The organism is Sutterella faecalis (assembly GCF_006337085.1).
GTDB classification, from domain to species: Bacteria; Pseudomonadota; Gammaproteobacteria; order Burkholderiales; family Burkholderiaceae_F; genus Sutterella; species Sutterella faecalis.
In genome coordinates this window covers 64,789-83,695 of the sequence record NZ_CP040882.1, presented here as the reverse complement: position 1 = coordinate 83,695, position 18,907 = coordinate 64,789, and the positions used below count along the sequence as shown (strand labels likewise).

Genomic DNA, 18,907 nt, shown 5'->3' with positions numbered 1-18,907 from the left:
GCTCGTCAGCGCCTCCAGAAACAAGCGAGCATCCGATGTCCGTCATCTCTGATTGTCTGCACTACCTAGAAAAACTCGTCGCCTTCAATACCGTGAGCGACATTTTGCCCGAAAGCGACCAGCCGAACCGCCCGCTCATCGACTGGGCGAAGTCGGAATTCGAAGCCATGGGCTTTGAAACGCGCGTTTTCGAATACAAGCCCGGGAAAGCCGACCTTTTTGCCTTCAGGGGTCCCATGACCGGCCGCACGACGCCCGGCGGCCTTCTCCTCTCCGGACACTCCGACACGGTGGGCTGCAATCCGGAACTCTGGACGAATTCGCCCTGGTCCCTGACGGTCCGCGACGGAAAGACCTACGGGCTCGGCTCCTGCGACATGAAGGGCTTCATCGCTTCGGCAATGGCGCTCGCCCGCCGTCACCCGGAAGCTGCGGCAAAGGGCTTCGGCGTTCTCATCACCTGCGACGAGGAAACGTCCATGGCGGGCGCGCGCGCAGCCGTCCCGGAATTGAAGAAGCTCGGCGTCATGCCGCAGCTTGCCCTGGTCGGCGAACCCACCGAGCTCTCGCCCGTATTCGGCCACAAGGGCTACATGGGGCGCGCGATCATCATCAAAGGGCGCGCGGCCCATTCGTCCGACCCGACCCGGGGGATCAATGCGGTGAAGGCTGCCGCGCTCGCCGTCGAGGAACTCAACGACCTTGAAGCCCGCCTCAAAACGCGGCGCGAAAAGGAGTTCGACCATCCCGGCCTCCCGGGCGTGCCCTACCCGACCCTCAACATCGGCTCCATCCGCGGGGGCGACAACGTGAACCGCGTCTGCGCTGAGGCGCGGCTCGAGTTCGACATCCGGCCGCTTCCGAAATGCAATGCCGAGGAAATCCGCGGGATGCTCGACGCCTCCATGAAGCGGCTTGCTGCCGCCTCGCCCGCAACGGCAACGCTCGAAGTGCTCTATCCCGATCTCGATCCCTTCATCAACCCGGATCCCCAGCTCAGATCCCGCATTGAAGCCATTGCCGGACGCGAAGGGTCTTTCGTGAGCTACTCGACCGAAGCCTCGTTCCTGCAGCATCTCGGCGCCACGGTGGTTCTCGGCCCGGGGTCAATCCGTCAGGCGCACGGCGTTGATGAATATATTGAGCTTTCAGAACTCGAAAAGGGCATGACGATGCTCGAAAAACTCTGGACGGAATTCGCCAGCTGATCACGCCTTCTGATTAGATGCGAGGAGTCTTCGGCCTTCCCTTTGAAGGCCGAACCTATCCTTCAGGCAGCGCTGCCGCGAGCGGCCGCAACAGGAGAGCGAGCCCAGGCAATACCGTCCGCAATGAACCCGTCGAGTTCTTCCTGAGAAAGTCCGGAACGACGTACTTCCTCCTTCACTTCTCTCGTTAGAGAAGAGAGAATCACCAAAGATGCTGCTTTCCGGACCAGCAAGGGAAAGGACACTTCCTTGGCGCCTCGAGATGCGAGGAAAAGGCGGGAGTCCTCATCAAGATCGGGCGGAACGGCAATGTTCCATTCTGCATCGGCAGCGTGAGCGGCAGTCTTCTTCATTATTTTTTCTCAGATTCAGAGAAGGCGTGTTCTTCCTTCATGATAGAGGCTTCCTCGTCACACAGGAAGGATTCCTGCCGGACGACGAAGCTCGACTCTTATGCGAGAACCTTCCTGCGGCCATCCGCTTCTGAACTTCAGAATTGAAGCGGCGCCTCCCGAAGCCATCAGGAAGCGCCGCCTGTCATTTGCCTTCTGCAGCGCCCGAATGAGCGCCGCAAGAAAGTGTTAATTGTCGGTGAAGGCCTTCTTCACGCTGAAGGGCCATGCCTGATAGCCCGACGTGTTGTGAAGCTGGATTTCAACCGAGGGCTCCTTCTCGCCCCACTTGAATTCGTCGATGTACGGGTTGGGGAGACCCTTCATGGCGCCGGTCGTGAGATCGAAGTCGGAGCCGGCAGTGGCGGAATAGGCAACCACCGAATCCTTGTCGGCCTGGTATTCCGTAAGCGACGTCACGGGGCTGTACCACGAATGGCCGCGCTCCTTGCCGTACTCCCAGACCTGCTCGACCGTTCTCTTTTTCTGGTCAATCTTGTAGATCACCGCACGCGAATACTTCATTTCCGGAAGCGCCGGCTGCTCTGCGCCGCGGGCGTCGCCGTTGTCGAAGGCCGACACGTAGACCACGTCCTTATTGGACTTCGAATCGATGCGCCAGGCCGTGTGCTGCGTCCACGTCCAGTCAAAGCCGCCCTCGCAGGTCGTGTCCGTGCAGGAAATGGGCTTCCCGGACTTGTCGACCGGCGTAAGAAGCGCTTCCTTCCAGGGCGAACGCCAGCCTGCCGGAGCGCCGAGGATCCACTTCACCTTCTTGTCGCGGCCGATCTTGATGATGGCGGACTGGTGGCGCGAGGAGATGATGATGGAATCGTCGTCCGGGTCGTAGTCGACCGAATTCACGTGCGCCCAGTTGCGGCCCGGGCCGGTGCCCGCGATGTCGCCGAAGTTGTCGGACTTCTCCTGAGCGGCGAGCTCTTCGGCGGTAAGCGTATGGCCCGCCTTCGAGGGGTCGATGTTGAGGCAGACGGCACCTTGGTCGAGGGCCTTGATGATGTTCGAGCGATACGGATCGAGAATGTCGAAGAGGCGCCATTCGTCGACGACGCGGCCCGACTGATCCACTTCAATAATCACGTCGCGGACCGTGCGCACGCGCTTCTGGTCGATGCGGCGGAGGTCGGAGGACGCGACGCGAAGGAGATAGTGGCCGTTCGGCATCGGATCCATCGAGTGCGAGAAGTCGCTGTAGCCCGTGGGCAGACGGCGATTGAAGACCTTGCGGCCCATGATGTCGTACTTCACGTACTTCTGGCCGAAGCCCCAGGAGATGGCGCCGTCGGCATTCTGCTTGAAGCCCATCATGACGCCCTTGCTGTAGATCGATTCCGGATCCCAGAGCGTGGAAGCGTCAAGGTACCAGCGAATGTCGCCCTTCGTATCGATGATGGCGATCTTCGGGAGGTAGCTCCACGTAAGCGCCCCACCCATGGGGTTGTTCCACACCGCGCGGGTGTCCTGACCGGGCGTGGCGCCGAGGTTGTTGACGAAGTAGAGGCGGTCGCTGAATTCCGGCGCCACCTTCTTCACTTCGGTGTCGAACATCAGATTCTTTTCGCCGGGCATGCCGGATTCCATGCCGCGGATGCCGCCGCAGTAGATGGTGTAGGTGTGCTTGCCGTCGACCACCTTTCCGTCGAAGCGGTAGGAGTAGCTCACTTCAACCTTGTTGGAATAGTCCGGATAAAGGCCGAAAACCGGAATGCCGGCGTGCGTGAGGAGCTGAGCGCGGGAAACCTCATACTTGATTTCCTGACCGCCCTCTTTCGGAACGACGCGGACGGTGGCCGAGAGAAGCTCATAGCCGCCGTTCTTGATCACCGCCGTGAGCGGAGCAATCTTGTAAGGATTGACGATGACTTCGCCGAGATTGCCCTGCTTGTTGAACCCGACAACGGCAAAGCCGCTCGGCGTCCCCATTGCCATGGCGCCGGTGGCGGTCATCATCGCGCAGGCTGCGGCCGAAAGAAGGAAAGTGCGCTTCTGCATTTTCATCTGAAGTTCCCTTTTTTGAAGATGGATCCCGGCGCTTCTCTCCTTGCGTTAAGGAGACCCGGGACACGGGATAAAGCTGCTGCCAATGGGAGCGCGCCGCCTGAAGCGGCGCCTCCGGTTCTCCGGGACGCATCTCAAAACACACCCCTAAAGAACTAAGCAGTTGGTCTGAGAGAAATAGTGCTCCCGGGGAAGAAATCCATCTATTCCCGCTTCTACGAAAAATTGAACTGAAGATGAAATACCTTTTTGAAGTTTTTGGAATAGACCGGGAGCGTTTCACTGCGATATTTTTTGACGCATAAACCGGGATACTGAATGCATGAGAGAGACGACCCCGAAGCCGGGAGGCCGCTTCTCCAAAAGGAACTCTTCAGAATAAAAAAGGAAAGGATCATGACATTCAATAGCGAGAAGCGCATGAACGCCATCCGCGAAATCAAGCGCCTCAGCCGCAGCATTCCTTCGGACGCGGAAGCTTCCGACTCCTGCGCCTATCTTTCCTACAAGGACCTGACGGTGGTTCTCGACCCGGACTCCGTCTGCATGTTCATCCCGTCGGAGCCGGACCTGCTCTCGGACGACATTCTCGGCAATGTTCCCATCGGAGATTGGTTTGACGAAGACTCCGCGACGGAGAAATACGTCAAAAAGATGCTCGACGAGAAGTTTGAATCCCGGGCGATGGCGCGCTTTGCCGCAAATCTTGTCAAAAGCCCCTCCCATTCGGTCCGCTCGACCGTTCTTTCGCTTCCGCTCACGGGGGCCCAGTATGAAAAGCTCCTCGAAGACCGTTCGCTCGACATCCGCACTGAACTTATTCAAACGCCGCGCGCCCTCGAAATGCTTGCGCGCCGGGCTTCCGGCCGGAAAAAGCTCGCCCGCGCCCTCTTAGACGCCGATGTCCGCAGGAGCGCGAGAGAAATGATCAGAGGCCGGGCCGTCTGCCGCAATACGGCGTCCCTCCTTCAGGACATCATGTCCGGGGCGCCGCTTCCCGGAGAAGCGCCGGTCAAAGATGCTCCGCCCTTCATTCTCTCTCTCGGCGACGGGAAGCCCTCCGGCGCGCCCGGGACCTCCATTGAGCTCACCGAGCCCGCCGACATTGAGTCGGCAATCCGACTTCTCGCCTGCGGATGCGAAGAGGTGAAGCTCCCGAAGGACGTGTTCGCATACCCGCTGGATTTTGCCCGCCTCTTCACGGATGATCCCCGGGAATTCGTGCGCCGCCGCGCCGCAGAGGAAGCAAATTACGACCAAACCAGCGCGGTCGAGTTTGCCCGCGACCCGTCGATTTCCGTAAGACGCGCACTCACCGCGGTACCGCTCCATCTCCCGACCGAGGAGGTGGAGGCCTTTCTCGAAAACGATCCCAGGCGGATCATCGCCATGATGGAGAGCCTCCTGAAGCGCGACGATGCGGACCTCTGGGCCAAGAAGTTCCTCGCGGACCCGGATCCGGAAGTGAGGACAGAAGTCAGGGCGAAAATCGAGCGGTTCATTTCAACGCTCGATCCGGAAGACTACCCGGACTTCGGGAGCGCGCCGGGAGCAACGGTCCTAAGCACCTATGACGATGACGACGACGAAGATGACGACGACGACATCGAGGTGAACGATTTTGATGACCTCGACGGCTTTGACGACCTCGACGACCTTGAAGACGAGGACGAGGACGACGATGACGATGACGATGACGAGGAGGAGGACGAAGAAAACGAAGAGGACGAGGAAGTCGAGGACATCAGGGACCTCCGCAACCGCTCTTGATTCTCCGGGGCCAAAACGAAGAACGGTGCGCCGCTCTTGGAAAGAGCTAAGCGCACCGCGAAAATCCAGGATTCCTTATCGAAAGGCGACCTTAGAGGCTTCGCCCTTCGTCAGAAAAATCACTTGGCAGCCGGAGCCCAGGGATTGAACTTCGGCGTTTCGGGGCCGGAGGGCGGGAGCACCGGGTACTCGATCTTCGGCTGATCGCCCGTGAGGGTCTTCAGGAAGGCCGAGATGTCGGCGAGCTCTTCCTTCGTGTAGCGGCGGCCGAGCTGCACGTCGCCCATGATGGCCACGGCTTCTTCGAGCGTCCACACTGCGCCGTCATGGAAGTACGGATAGGTGAGCTCGACATTGCGCAGCATCGGGGTCTTGAAGCTCATGCGGTCCTGGTCGCGGCCCGAGACGGCCTTCACGCCTTCGGCGGTATTGGTCGTCTGATAGGGACGAACAAGGCCCATCTTCTGGAAGGACTGGCCGCCCACCTGAGCGCCGTTATGGCAGATCGTGCAGCCCGAGGACTTGAAGAGGTTGTAGCCCTTCAATTCCTGAGCGGTGAGCGCGTCCTTGTCGCCCTTGAGCCACTTGTCGAAGCGGGCGTTCGGCGTGACGAGCGTGCGTTCGAACTCAGCCATCGCGTCGGTGATGCGCTGGATGTCGACCTTGCTGTCGCCGAAGGCCTTCTTGAAGTACTCGCCGTAGCCCGGGATCGAGGAGATCACCTTCACGGCCATTTCATGGGTGGAGGCCATTTCGAGCGGATTGGCGATCGGACCGGCAGCCTGTTCGGCGAGGGTCTTCGCGCGGCCGTCCCAGAACTGGGCGATCTGGCCGAAGGAATTGAGGACCGTCGGCGAATTGATCGGGCCCTGAGCCCAGCGGTCGCCGATGGAGGTCACGAGATTGTCGACGCCGCCCGTGGCGAGATTGTGGCAGCTGTTGCAGGAAATGAAGCCCGAACGGGAAAGACGGGGTTCAAAGAAGAGCATCTTGCCGAGCTCAACGAGCGCGGGGTTCTTCACCTCAACGGGTTCGATCGGGTCGATCGGTTCGGCAGCCTGAGCGGGAAGGCCGAAAGCCATCATGGCAGAGGCAAGCGCGATGGCAGCAAGGGTCTTTTTCATGGGGATCTCCTTACAGGGGGATTGGCTTTGCTATTGCATTTTGCAATAGCATTTATTAATTGCCATGCATTCTGAAATAGAATTATAGCTATTGCTAATACTAAATATCTAGTCCGTCAATAGGGGTTCTCTAATCTTAATCAAATCCTCGCTTGCACTAGGCTTCCCATCAATCCAATTCCGCCCTTCAGGATTTCCACTGAGGAGGTTTGCCTAGTCCTTCTTGACCGAAATCATTGAGGTCCGCAATCGCTCTCCGGGAGCCTTTTCAAACCGCATTCAGGCCTGTAAAGTGAATCTCACAGTTTTTCTGTTTTCACCCGTTTTCAGAGCTTCGAGCAAAATGACTACGCTTCACCGTGCATCGTTTTATTTCGCGTTTTGGCGATTTTTTACGTCAAAGCGTTGAGCTGCACGTACCTCTCTGAAGACGAAGTACAAAACCTGCGGTCTCAAACGCCGCAGGTTTTTTAATGCCCGGTTCCAAGCCGCCTTCTCCTGAAGGCATCGAATCCAAAGGCCGGGCGGCAAATCTCCAGCGGCGCGAAAGGGCCGGCAAATTTTCAACCAACCACCCTTTCATTCAAGCCATTTGCCCGGATCGAAAGATCGGCCGGACAAGCAAAAGATCACACAAGCTGGAGAGCATCATGATCCTTATCCTCAAGCCCACCGCCACCGCGAACGACATCGCCGACATCAAGAACCGCCTCGCGGCGCGCGGGCTGCGTCCCGTCATCATGGAAGGCGCCGAAAAGGTCGCGATCGGCATCATCGGCGAAACGCGCAGCCACCTTCCGGTAGACCAGGTTCAGGCGCTTCCCTACGTTGAAACCATCCGCCGCATTTCGGATCCCTACAAGCTCGCCAACCGCGCCTTCCACCCGGAAAACACGGTCGTGAACGCGGGCGGCGCCCTCACGGGCGACGGTCACTTCGCGATGATGGCGGGCCCCTGCTCGATCGAGTCGCGCGAACAGATCATTGAAATTGCGAAGGCCGTCAAGGCAGCCGGCGCGACGATGCTCCGCGGCGGCGCCTTCAAGCCCCGCACGTCGCCCTACGACTTCCAGGGTCTGCGCGCCGAAGGCCTTGAACTCATGCTCGAGGCGAAGCGCGCGACGGGGCTCCCCATCGTGACTGAAATCATGAGCATCGACCATCTGCCCCTCTTCGAAGATGTCGACATGATTCAGGTGGGCGCCCGCTCGATGCAGAATTTCGAGATGCTTAAGGAACTCGGGAAGACGAAGAAGCCCATTCTGCTCAAGCGCGGCCTCTGCGCCACGGTGAAGGAGCTCCTCATGGCGGCCGAATACATCATGGCGAGCGGCAACGACCAGATCGTTCTTTGCGAACGCGGCATCCGCACCTATGAAACGGCTACCCGCAATACGCTCGACCTCTCCGTCATCCCGGTCCTTCACGAACGCACGCACCTCCCGGTCGTCATCGACCCGAGCCATGCAACGGGCGTGGCGCGCTACGTGCCGGCCATGGCGGCGGCCGCAGCCGCAGCAGGCGCCGACGGCCTCATGATCGAAGTGCACAACAACCCCGCTGCCGCCCTCTGCGACGGCCCGCAGTCGATCACGCCCGACACCTTCGAAGAGCTCTGCCGCCGCGTCGAAGCCGTCCGCACGGCGCTTGCGGTCCATGATGAAGAGGCCCGCGCCGCCTGATTCCTTCAACCATTCAACTTCCTTCAACAAAGTAGACGCCATGCAGAACGGACAGATCCTTGAAGTCACAGCCGGCGAAGGCTACCTCGTGGAATTGAGCCCCGGCCTCATTTCCGATGCGCCCGGGCTCGCGGGCCGCCTCTCTGCGCTGCTCGGCCTCACGGATCCTTCCGTTCGCGCGGTCATCGTGACCGACTCCAACGTGGGACCGCTCTACGCCGGAAAAGTCGAAGCCGCGCTCGAAGCCACCCGCCCGGGGGCTTCGGCCGGCGTCATCACGATTCCGGCCGGAGAGGAAAGCAAGACGCCCCTCGAGCTCGTGCGCGTCCTCGAAGCCATGGCGAGCTTAAGGCTCACGCGAAAGGACGCCGTTATTGCGCTCGGGGGCGGCGTGGTCGGCGACCTCGCTGGTCTTGCCGCGGCGCTCTACATGAGAGGCATCCGGTGCCTTCAGATGCCGACGAGCCTTCTCGCCATGGTTGATTCGAGCGTCGGCGGGAAAACGGCCGTCGACCTCGAAGCCGGCAAAAACCTGATGGGCGTCTTCTCGCAGCCCGTCGGCGTCCTGATCGACCCGGAGGTTCTCCGCACGCTTCCCGCACGCGAGATTTCCTGCGGCTGGGGCGAAATCATTAAATATGCCGGGCTCGACGGCGATGTGCTCGCGGCCGTGAGGACTGAACTCGGCCCCTGCCGAAGCGGCATTGCACCGCTTCCTTCGGTCGGTCTGATCGCGCGCTCGATCGACGTGAAGCGCCGCATCGTCTCCGAAGACGAAAAGGAGTCGGGCGCGAGACGGCTTCTCAATCTCGGGCACACGGCCGGCCACGCCGTTGAAACGGCGTCGCGCTATGCGCTCTCGCACGGCGCCTCTGTCGCGATCGGCATGCACATCCTCACGAAGGCGCTCGTCAAGGAAGGGAAGCTCCCCCGCGCGATGCTCGAAGACCTTGAGGAACTCCTTCGTCAGGCGGGGCTGCCGTCATCCATACCGCCAGAGCTTCTGGCGCGCGCCGACCTCGACTTCAGCATCGATGCGCTTCTTGCCGTTGCGAGCCACGACAAAAAGTCCGCCGGTTCGGGCGTGAACCTTGTCCTTCCCATCGCTCCCGGGCGCGCCGAAGTGAGGAAGGTGTCCTGGGAAGACTTCCGCGCCATGCTCGAAACGGGTCTTTGATCCAAAGCCTCTTCCTCAACATTTTTCATTCGACTCAACACACACCGCTCCCGCCATGATCGTCACCGTCACGCCGCAGCCTTTAAGCGGAAAAATTCCGGCCATCGCCTCGAAGTCCTATGCGCACCGCCTGCTGATTGCGGCGGCGCTTTCGGAATCGCCGGCGCATGTCTCCTGCCGCACCCGGTCGGAGGACATCGACGCCACCTGCCGCGTGCTCCGGGGCTTAGGCGCCCGGGTGACCCAGGGCAATGCGGGAGACGCCGACATTATTCCGATCGACCGGAATCATTCCCCCAGGCTCCCGGAAGTAGACTGCGGCGAATCCGGAACGACGCTTCGCTATCTGATTCCCGTCGCTGCCGCTCTCGGATGCGGCGCAAAGTTCATTTGCCGCGGGAGGCTCCCCAGCCGCCCCGTCGAACCGCTTGCCGGCGAATTGAAGCGCCACGGCATCCGCCTCACGACGTTGCCGGGCGAAGGCTTCGTCGTGGAAGGGAAGCTCGCTCCCGGCGCCTATTCGCTTCCCGGAAACGTCTCCTCGCAGTTCATCGGCGGTCTTCTCTATGCGCTCGCGATTCTTGACGGAACGAGCACGCTCGCGATCACAGAAGGCTTTGAATCCGAACCCTACGTGCGCATGACGCTCGAAGTGCTCGAAGCCGCGGGCGTCGAAATTCGCGAGGAAAAGAGACCCGAGGGGCTCCCCGTCTGGACCGTCATCGGCCGCGGGAAGCTTCATGCCGGACCTGAACTTGTGGTCGAGGGCGACTGGTCGAACGCCGCCTTCTGGCTTGCCGCAGGGGCGCTCGCGGGCGACGAAGGGAAATCCGTCGAAGTGACCGGCATCCGCCGCAATTCGCTTCAGGGCGACCGGGCCGTTGCCGAAATCCTCGCGCGCTTCGGCGCGCAGATTCTTCAGACCGAATCCGCAGCGGGCGCTGCGCCCGGTTCCCTCCGTGGCATTGAGATTGATGCCGCGCAGATTCCGGACCTGGTTCCCATTCTCGCCGTCGTCGCGGGGGCGGCCTCGGGCACCACGCGCTTCACGAATGCCGGGCGGCTCCGCATCAAGGAAAGCGACCGCCTGAAGAGCACCTCGGCGCTGCTCACGCTTCTCGGCGTGCCGCACGAGGAGGAGCCCGCGGGCCTCGTCGTTCACGGGCTCGGCAGCGCAAGGGCATTCCGCGGGGGCGATATTGACGGCTTCGGCGACCACCGCATCGTGATGGCGGCCGCCGTCGCGGCCGCCTCGGGCGGAGCGCCCGTCCGCATTTCCGGAGCGGAAGCCTTCCGGAAAAGCTATCCGAAGTTCCTTGAGGACTTCGCAGAGTTGGGCGGCCTCTGCAGCGCGGAATAATGCGCTTCTCTTACCCCAAACGAGCTTTAGAACATTTTTTTGGATTTCAGCATGAACACGACTTTCGGCGAAAACCTCCGCACCACCGTCTTCGGACAATCGCACGCAGACGCGATCGGCTGCACGATCGAGGGCCTTCCTGCCGGCGAATCGATCTCGGTGGACGCCTTGCAGGCCTTCATGGCCCGGCGCGCCCCGGGCGGAAGGCTCGCCACGCAGCGAAAGGAACCCGACACGCCGGAAATCCTCTGCGGCATGGTCGAGGGCGTCACCTGCGGCGCGCCGCTTGCCGCCATCATCCGGAATACCAACCAGCGCTCGCAGGACTATAAGGCGATAGCCGACCTCCCGCGGCCCTCGCATGCGGACCTTCCTGCTGAAGTCAAGTACCAGGGGCATCAGGATGTCCGCGGGGGCGGCGCTTTCTCGGGGCGCCTCACCGCTCCCATCACCCTCGCGGGCGGCATTGCGCTCCAGATTCTCGAGCGCCGCGGGATCCGCATTTCCGCCCACCTCCTCTCAGTTGGAACGGCGGAAGACCGCCCCATGAATCCGATGGGCGAGAATCCGGAAGACCTTCAGAAGCGCCTCTCGAGGGGCCTTCCGGTTCTCACCGACGACGCGGAAGCCCGCATGACCGAAGCCATTCTCGCGGCGAGGAAAGCGGGCGACAGCATCGGCGCCGTGATCGAATGCATGATCGAGGGTCTCCCCTGCGGGCTCGGGGGCCCGCTTTTCGAAGGCTTTGACGGCAAGCTCGCCTTTGGTCTCTTCGGCATTCCCGGCGTCAAGGGCGTCGAATTCGGCCGCGGGTTTGAGGCTTCCCGCATGAAGGGGTCTGAAAACAACGACCCCTGGGAGATTTCTCCCGATGCCCCGGGCGCGAAGCCCCGCACCAACAACGCGGGGGGCATTGCGGGCGGCATCACTACGGCTGCGCCCGTCGTCTTCCGCATTGCCATGAAGCCCACGCCCTCGATCGCGCTCGCGCAGGAGACCATTTCAATCTCGCGCCGCGAAAACGCCGAACTCGGCGTACGGGGCCGTCACGACCCCTGCATCGGCGTGCGCGCCGTGCCGGTGGCGGAAGCGGTCGCCGCACTCGCCGTGCTCGACAGCCTCCTCTCCGGCCCGGCAGTTCTCCCTCAGACGCTCGAACGCCCCTCGATTCCCACGCTGGGAAAGATCAGCAACGAATAAATTTCACCGGACCAGTGATGAATCAGCCTCAACAGAAAATCTCGGCGCCCCTCGGGGATCTGCGCGAACGGATCGACGACATTGACGGCAAGCTCTCCGGCCTCATCGACGAACGCATGGCGGTCGCAGACGAAGTGGGCGCAAGAAAGCGCCGCCTCGGACTTGCCGTTCATGCGCTCAAACGCGAGGAAGCGCTCCTCTCCCGCATCACGAGCGGGCGCGATCCGGAAACGAGCCATGTGCTTCATTCCGTCTACGAGGTCCTCATTGCGGGATCCCGCCGCCGGCAGCTCGCCCCCATCCTCTCGCCCGAAGACCTTCCTGAAAAGGGAAGCTGTGAGGCGCGCCTTCCCGTGCTCCCCGGAGAATCCTCCCGGAGCGTCACGGCGAAAGCCCTCGCCGCGCTCCTCGCGGGAGGCTTCGTCCCGGAAGCCGTCATTCCCGGGGGCGACGCCGTTTCCATCACCTTCCGGTCTGAAGGCGACCAAGCCTCGCAGATCCTCATTGCCGACCTGATCGGACTCGGCGCAACCGTCCGGCGCTCTGAAATCCGCCACAAGGCGCTTCGCCCGGGCGCGGGCCTTCTCTGCGGGCTTCTCGGACGCACGCTCTCCCACACGCTTTCGCCCGCCATTCACAAGGAACTCGCGGCCTACGCCTACAAGTGCTTCGAGGTTGAGCCCGACCGCCTCGACAAATTCTTTGCCTCCGTCCCCTTCGACGGCGTCAACGTCACGATTCCCTATAAGGAAGCCGTGATTCCCTTCCTCGCGCGCCTCACGGACCGCGCCGAAAAGGTGGGCGCCGTCAACACGATCATCCGCGAGGCCGACGGATCGCTCACGGGCGACAACACCGACTATGCGGGCTTTGAAGCCATGATTGCGGCCTCCGGCATCGATGTGAAGGGAAAGAAGGCGCTCATTCTCGGCACCGGGGGTGCGGCGAAGTGCGTCTTCTCGGTCCTCCGGGACATGGGCGCGAACCCGAAAATGGTTTCGCGCACTGGCGATCTCAATTACGAAAACATCGCGCGCGAATCCGATGCCGCGATACTCGTCAACGCCACGCCCGTCGGCATGTACCCTCGCGCCGGGGCAGCGCCCGTTGAAAACCTCGCAATCCTTCCGCATCTTGAATTCGTCTTCGACCTCATCTACAACCCAGCCAGGACGAAGCTGATGCTCGAAGCCGATGCGAGAGGAATCCCCAGCATGAACGGTCTTCTCATGCTCGTCGTTCAGGCGATTGAAGCCTCGCGGCGCTTTCTCTGGAACCGCGAGCCGGCGGCGAACACGGCCGGCCTTTTCAGAAAGCTCGCGCTTGAGAATGAAAACATCGTCCTCTCCGGCATGCCCGGGAGCGGCAAGTCCACCGTCGGGCGCGCGATCGCCAGTGCGCTCGGGCGCGAATTCATCGACCTAGACGACGCGATCGAAGCGGCGGCCGACTGCTCCATCCCGGAAATCTTTGCGAGAGACGGTGAAAAAGCCTTCCGCGACCTCGAAACCCACATCACGCAGCTCGCAGGCGCTCGCCGGGGCGTCGTGATTGCGACGGGGGGCGGAACGCTTCTCCGTGAAAAGAACAGGGAGGCCCTGAAGCAGAACGGCAGGATCGCGCTCCTCACGCGCCCGCTCTCCGACCTTCCGGTAGCCGGACGCCCGGTTTCGCTCTCAAAGCCCCTCACGCAGATCTGGGAAGAAAGAAAAGACATCTACCTCGGGAACGCCGACGTGACGATCGAGAATACTGGCGCACCAGAGGACGCCGCTGCGGCCATCCTCCGTGCCTTCGGACAGGCCCGGTGATCCTTTCTCCTCCGAAGCCGCAGAGCGCTTTCCCGGCGCCTGCGGCTTTCCGTCTGCTTCAACTCAGAGACGCGCCCAGCGGACAAACTGCCGCCTGCGGCCGTCGAAAACCAAGGCGACTCGAATGAGTTCCTTTCCATGCGGCGTTTCGCCATAGCGCCGGGAACGGATCTGGTTCGCAGCCTCCTCGAGAAGCTTCCCGGCATCCTCTCCATTTTGCGAATACTTGAATTCGAAGACCCAGTGACGGCTTCCGGACTCCACTTCAAGGTCGCTTCGACCCAACGCCGTATGTGTTTCAACCTTCGGCAGCATTGCCGCGCCTATCAATAGAACCTGCAGATAGGCTCGGCAACTTGATTCGTCCCGGATGGGAAATCGAACATAGTCAATAGCGTTGACAGCCTTATTGAAGCGCTCAATCACCTCTTCGACCTCAACTTCCAGAACCGCATGACTCTCGTTCAAGATCCAACAGGATTTTGATCATTACTACCGAAAAAACTTAAAAAATTTCATTGCGTCGCCGGCGCTTTTCTTGTACACTCGAGAGTAATATATTACTCTCGCAATTTAACTTCGAATGTTCCTGAATTTCACGGTCCCGATACCCAGGCTCAAAGGAAAAATCAGTCGGCAAGGCACTAAGAGCGGAACGTACATCCACTACGTTCTGGAGCGCAGCTACGACCCGAAAAAGAAGCACACGGTGCCCAAGCGTGTGCTAATCGGAAAATGCGTTGGTGAAACCGAGACCATGGTTCCGAATGAAAATTTCCTGGTCTTTTTCCCTGATGCCGTTCTCCCAGAAGTCCGGGAGAGCGCCAGGCGCTGCAGCACGCTGATGGCCGGCAGCTACATCGTCATAGCAAACATCGTGCAGACGTACGGCCTCGGCAAAATGCTCCAGAAGCATTTCCTTGATCGAGCTGGGCTGGTGCTGGATCTGGCCGCCTACATGATCATTGAGGAAAGGAATCAAGGGCAGTACTACCCGGACTACGCATATCGACATCCGCTCTTCTCGAAAGACATGCGGATTGCGAGCGACGCCGCCATCTCGAGCTTCCTCGCCAACGTCAGCCCGGACCAAATTTCAGGCTTTCTGAACGACTGGAACGCAAAGCGCGATCATCGCTCACGGATCTACATTTCCTATGATTCAACTAATAAGAACTGCCAGGCGGGAGATGTTGATTTTGTTGAATTCGGCAAGGCCAAAGTCGATCAGGGATGCCCGATTTTTAATCTTGCCGTCGCCTACGACAAAACCAATCAGGTGCCGTTGTTCTATGAATGCTACCCTGGCTCCATTAATGACGTCAGTCAGTTCAAATTCCTTGTAGACAAGGCAATTGCGTACAACTACAAGCGTATTGGCTTCATCATCGACCGAGGTTATTTCTGCAAGATCAACATCGACTACATGGATGCGAATAACTTTGAGTTCATCATGATGGTTAAGGGCTGCAAGGCACTTGTGGCCGAATTGGTCGACAGGCTCCACGGCACTTTCGAAAATCGCGTCGACGCCTCCCTGCGCGAGCATTGCATCAGCGGCACAACGGAAAAAATGAAGATTTTTCCGGAAGACTCACGGGAGCGCTACTTTCATGTCTTCTTTAACCCCATGAAGATGGCGACGGAGCGGCGCGATATAGAAAACGCGCTGACGCAGATGCAGAAGAACTTCGACCAGTGGGTCGGCCGTGAAGTGGAGTTCGGATCCCCGCATACAGATTACTTCCAGTGTCACTACGACGAAAAAGGCCGCTTCCTTTTTGCCGAAGAGAAGAAGAGCATCATCGAGCATGCTTATTCGAGATGCGGATATTTCTGCATCATTACCTCCGAGAAAATGAGCGCCAGAGACGCTTATCTGCAGTACCGAGGCCGCGACGCCTCAGAGAAGCTCTTCAGCGCAGACAAATCATTCCTGGGCAGCAAGAGCATGCGGGTACACTCCGCAGAAGCCGTAAGAGCCAAGATTTTTATTGAATTTATTGCTCTCATTATTCGACAGAGGCTCTACAACCTCCTGAAGGATGAGATGCTCCGCCTGCCGACAAAGAGGAACTACATGACGGTTCCTGCGGCGATCCGGGAACTGGAGACAATCGAGCTGGTGAGAATCAATGACGGCAGATATCAGCTTGACCACGCAATCACGAGGACGCAGGAAATCATCCTGAAATCCTTTGGCATGACGAAGGACAAGGTTATGTCGCAGGCCGCCGCCATCTCTGCCGCGCTTGCCGGAAAGAAAGACAGCATGGAGGACGTCGAGGATCTGGAACCGATTGGCGAGGAGGAGAATGAAGATGCCGAAGCGTAAGTCGCTGGCTTCGATTGAGAAGCAGATCAAACTGACTCAGCAGCGGTTGCTGAAGGTCAAAACACGTTACGAGAAGCTCGGGGTAAAGCTCATCGAACTCAACAAGGAAAAGACGCTGCGGCAGGCCGAAGTGATTGCGGAAGCCATGGCTCGAAGCGGTAAGACCATGGAGGAACTCATGACCTTTTTAAGTCGCTGACTGACCGTCCGAAGTCGCGAGAGTAATAAACGGCTGGAAGTTCAGGTTCGACGGCACCATCCCGAAGCGTTTCGGAGAGCATCGGCTCCTCCGGGCCTTCAAGAGGCTTCCCGCGAAGGAGTTCCCCGGCATAGAGCTCCGCCATCGATATGGAAACCTCTTTATTGGGATACCCGATAAGCGCAGAGCCGTCTGCCGTCACAGCCCGGATGGTGAGATAGCCTGCCTGCTCGAGGAGCGCCTCGGGCCTGATGTCGTCCTTTGTCCGTGCCGCGCCGGCCTCGCTCAAGGGAATTCGCTTCGCTTCGGCAAAACTCAGCGGTCCGGCATGGGCGAGAAGCTTCATGAGGATGGCGGGCCTTCCGCCGCTTTCAAACCAGTAGTTCCGAAAGCCGCGCTCCGGATATTTGAGGAAATTGAGCACCGACCAGGGACAGAAGACATGCGTGGAGGCTTTGTTGTCAAAGGAATAACCGCCGTAATAGCCTCGCAGGCTCTCCATCAGTTCTTCACGGCTCATCCGGAGCGCCGACTGTGCGCTTTCAAGGCAGGCCCCGAAATTCGCCTCAATCTCCTCTTCCGTAAAGCCGATCAGTGTTCCGTACGCAGGTTTCCGGGAAATGTCCTCCAAATGATGGAGTTCCGGGAAAAGGTCCGTGAGACCTCCCGTGATTCCCGTCATGAAGAAGAAGCGGAGAATCCGATCATTTTCCTGCAGCATCCGGAAAAAGGAACGCATCAGCCGGCGCACGTCCTCAAAGAGCGTCGGATTGCCGATGCACTTCGTGAGCGGCGCATCGTATTCGTCGATCAGGATGACGAGCGACGCAGGCTTCAAGGTCGAATCTCTGGACCACCCACGTTTGTCAAGCTCCAAGTACGGTAACGCGCGAGCTCAGGAGCGAAGCTGCGGGCAGTGAGTTAGTCGAGCGCCTTATAGCGGCAGCTGGCGGCATTGCTGGCCTGGTGCCTTCAGGCACTGAGCCTATTCCTGTCAAGCGGTCGTGGAATAGCGAGCACGGCCTTCAGGCCGAGCGGAGCATATGCCGCGTAAGCCGCTTTACAGGACCTCCGCCGATACAATGTCGCTATGTGCGAATGCGACAAGCGAAGCGCAGCCCGCATTCGGACTTAGCGACCCTACATCGGCTAATCCGTGTTATGTCATTTTGGTTGTTGCCGGCAGTATTCCAGTCCCAGTAATCACGCATCAACGAGAGAGGCCGCTTCCGTTAATCTCTCAGGCCTGTCGGCATGCTTGCATGCCATGGCCAAAATGAACTCATCAGAAGTCTTGTCCTTGCCAATAAAAAGCCACATGCATCAAGTGCAATTCGACATGAATAGCTGTCGGACAAGCCTTACAGAAAAGGGTTTCTCATTTCACGCGATTAGTTATGGAATTGCCGATGCCTCATGCTGCAGCGGCAGCCTCATTGCTGGGTTGAACGGCCATCGCCGCCAGCACCGAGCGGGGGACGCCCGCTCTGTGGATGTCGAACTTTTTGCCGTAGGTGAGCACCGCCCATGCGATCCGGATGAGTTTCGCCGCCAGCGACACCATGATCTTGCCGTAGGGCTTCCTCACCGCCAGCTGCTTGTCAATCCACTTTGTGAGCTGGCAGTCGGGCAGCTGCCTCTTGCAGTACTGCATGTAGATGCAGGCCGCACCCTGCATCAGCAGGGATCTCAGCAATTTGTCGCCGCGGCGGCTGATTCGCCCCTGGCCCTTGCTGCTCAGGTCGGGAGCAGAGCTCTTCTTTTGTCTGGGCTTATTCACATGCCCCGTAATGTAATTTTTCGGCACGCATCCGATGTAGGCAACAAGCGAGCGTGACGTTTCAAACCGTTTTACATCGCCGACAACCGTAATGAAGCGGGCGGCGATCTGAGTGCCGACGCCCATGACGCTCTTCAGCAGCCTGCCGTTGGCATTGGCGCTGACCAGTGCTTCAAGGTCCTTGTCGAGCTGATGAATTTGATCATCGAGCGTCTTCACGCGGTCAAGCATCGTCGTCAGAGCAGAGACAGCTGCGTCGCCCATCATGTCTGCCTTAGCTTCCACGGCTTCACGCATCTTTTTGAGATTGCGCCTGCCGGCAGGCATGTGGATTCCCCAGGTCTGGGCAAAGCCCTTGAAGCTGACGAGCGTCTTCGTACGTTGTCCGATCAGCTGCTGACGCACGCCCTGCACCGTCATAATGCGGCATTCTTCGAGAGATTTCGCGCGAATAGGCCGAAGATCCGGATCGGCCGTCAGCCGGGCAAGCGCGAGCGCATCGTTGATGTCGGTTTTCTGGCCCGACATATGCGTGTCGATCCACATCTTGACGACTTTGCCGTTGATAACGCGCATCTCATGGCCGCGAGCCTCGAGCTCAAGGGCAAGCTGCGAGTAGCCGCAGCACGGTTCAACTGCAAACAGCGTCGGGGAGAGCTTGTCGGCAAGCTCATAGAGCTCAGCATAAGTCACGCGGTCGATACAAATAATTTCTCCCTCGTTGAGCGTCACCGCTGCCAAGGAAACGTCGTATTTGGCGAGGTCCAGCCCGATCGCGGAATATTCGATGGAAACATCAAGCGTCGTTTGCGTATGCTTCTTTGTCATGGCATGGCCTCCTGCGGTATTAGAG

At 59.6% G+C, this 18,907-nt stretch carries 15 protein-coding genes; 9 read left to right on the top strand and 6 right to left on the bottom strand.

Going from position 1 to position 18,907, the window contains the following annotated elements; genetic code table 11:
- Positions 1-35 precede the first annotated feature (35 nt).
- The gene (argE, locus tag FG381_RS00325) at positions 36-1,208 is read left to right on the top strand and encodes an acetylornithine deacetylase (RefSeq protein WP_139686999.1); all 1,173 of its coding nucleotides are present in this window, start codon (positions 36-38) and stop codon (positions 1,206-1,208) included.
- Positions 1,209-1,270: 62 nt separating this feature from the next.
- On the opposite strand, the gene FG381_RS00320 is transcribed toward argE, so the two are convergent.
- A complete protein-coding gene (locus tag FG381_RS00320; RefSeq protein ID WP_139686998.1) occupies positions 1,271-1,561 on the bottom strand; it encodes a ribbon-helix-helix domain-containing protein in 291 nt (96 codons plus the stop codon).
- A 228-nt stretch (positions 1,562-1,789) separates the two neighbouring features.
- Complete coding sequence (locus tag FG381_RS00315) at positions 1,790-3,616, bottom strand: aryl-sulfate sulfotransferase (protein WP_139686997.1); 1,827 nt, start codon at positions 3,614-3,616, stop codon at positions 1,790-1,792.
- Positions 3,617-4,012: 396 nt separating this feature from the next.
- On the opposite strand from FG381_RS00315, the gene FG381_RS00310 reads away from it, so the two are divergent.
- Positions 4,013-5,386, top strand: coding sequence for a hypothetical protein (locus FG381_RS00310; protein WP_139686996.1), 1,374 nt, complete (start codon positions 4,013-4,015; stop codon positions 5,384-5,386).
- Between the two features lie 119 nt (positions 5,387-5,505).
- On the opposite strand, the gene FG381_RS00305 is transcribed toward FG381_RS00310, so the two are convergent.
- Complete coding sequence (locus FG381_RS00305; protein ID WP_139686995.1) at positions 5,506-6,510, bottom strand: cytochrome-c peroxidase; 1,005 nt, start codon at positions 6,508-6,510, stop codon at positions 5,506-5,508.
- A gap of 650 nt (positions 6,511-7,160) precedes the next feature.
- Here FG381_RS00305 and aroF point away from each other — a divergent pair.
- Genes aroF through FG381_RS00280 form a run of 5 tightly spaced genes read left to right on the top strand, consistent with a single transcriptional unit; the run spans position 7,161 to position 13,740 of the window.
- Entirely contained in the window at positions 7,161-8,192 is a 1,032-nt protein-coding gene (aroF, locus tag FG381_RS00300; RefSeq protein WP_139686994.1) for a 3-deoxy-7-phosphoheptulonate synthase, read from the top strand.
- Positions 8,167-9,369, top strand: a complete 1,203-nt coding sequence (aroB, locus tag FG381_RS00295) for a 3-dehydroquinate synthase (protein WP_226960364.1) — start codon at positions 8,167-8,169, stop codon at positions 9,367-9,369. The genes aroF and aroB overlap by 26 nt, the downstream gene beginning before the upstream one ends.
- A 55-nt stretch (positions 9,370-9,424) precedes the next feature.
- Complete coding sequence (gene aroA, locus FG381_RS00290; RefSeq protein ID WP_139686993.1) at positions 9,425-10,729, top strand: 3-phosphoshikimate 1-carboxyvinyltransferase; 1,305 nt, start codon at positions 9,425-9,427, stop codon at positions 10,727-10,729.
- A gap of 51 nt (positions 10,730-10,780) precedes the next feature.
- Entirely contained in the window at positions 10,781-11,929 is a 1,149-nt protein-coding gene (gene aroC, locus FG381_RS00285; RefSeq protein WP_139686992.1) for a chorismate synthase, read from the top strand.
- 17 nt (positions 11,930-11,946) lie between these two features.
- On the top strand, positions 11,947-13,740 hold the full coding sequence (locus tag FG381_RS00280; protein ID WP_139686991.1) for a shikimate kinase: 1,794 nt from the start codon (positions 11,947-11,949) through the stop codon (positions 13,738-13,740).
- A gap of 63 nt (positions 13,741-13,803) precedes the next feature.
- Here FG381_RS00280 and FG381_RS00275 read toward each other — a convergent pair whose 3' ends face one another.
- Positions 13,804-14,208, bottom strand: coding sequence for a PD-(D/E)XK nuclease domain-containing protein (locus FG381_RS00275; protein ID WP_139686990.1), 405 nt, complete (start codon positions 14,206-14,208; stop codon positions 13,804-13,806).
- 115 nt (positions 14,209-14,323) lie between these two features.
- Between FG381_RS00275 and FG381_RS12630 the strand changes: the two genes are divergently transcribed.
- Complete coding sequence (locus FG381_RS12630; protein ID WP_228025634.1) at positions 14,324-16,075, top strand: IS1634 family transposase; 1,752 nt, start codon at positions 14,324-14,326, stop codon at positions 16,073-16,075.
- Entirely contained in the window at positions 16,062-16,274 is a 213-nt protein-coding gene (locus FG381_RS00265) for a hypothetical protein (RefSeq protein ID WP_139686989.1), read from the top strand. Before FG381_RS12630 ends, FG381_RS00265 begins: the two co-directional genes overlap by 14 nt.
- Here FG381_RS00265 and FG381_RS00260 read toward each other — a convergent pair.
- Positions 16,252-17,112 carry an AAA family ATPase gene (locus FG381_RS00260; RefSeq protein WP_165697770.1) on the bottom strand — a complete coding sequence of 287 codons (861 nt, stop codon included), beginning with the start codon at positions 17,110-17,112 and terminating at the stop codon, positions 16,252-16,254. The genes FG381_RS00265 and FG381_RS00260 overlap by 23 nt on opposite strands.
- A gap of 576 nt (positions 17,113-17,688) precedes the next feature.
- Positions 17,689-18,882 carry an IS110 family RNA-guided transposase gene (locus tag FG381_RS00255; protein WP_139686987.1) on the bottom strand — a complete coding sequence of 398 codons (1,194 nt, stop codon included), beginning with the start codon at positions 18,880-18,882 and terminating at the stop codon, positions 17,689-17,691.
- Positions 18,883-18,907: the final 25 nt, after the last annotated feature.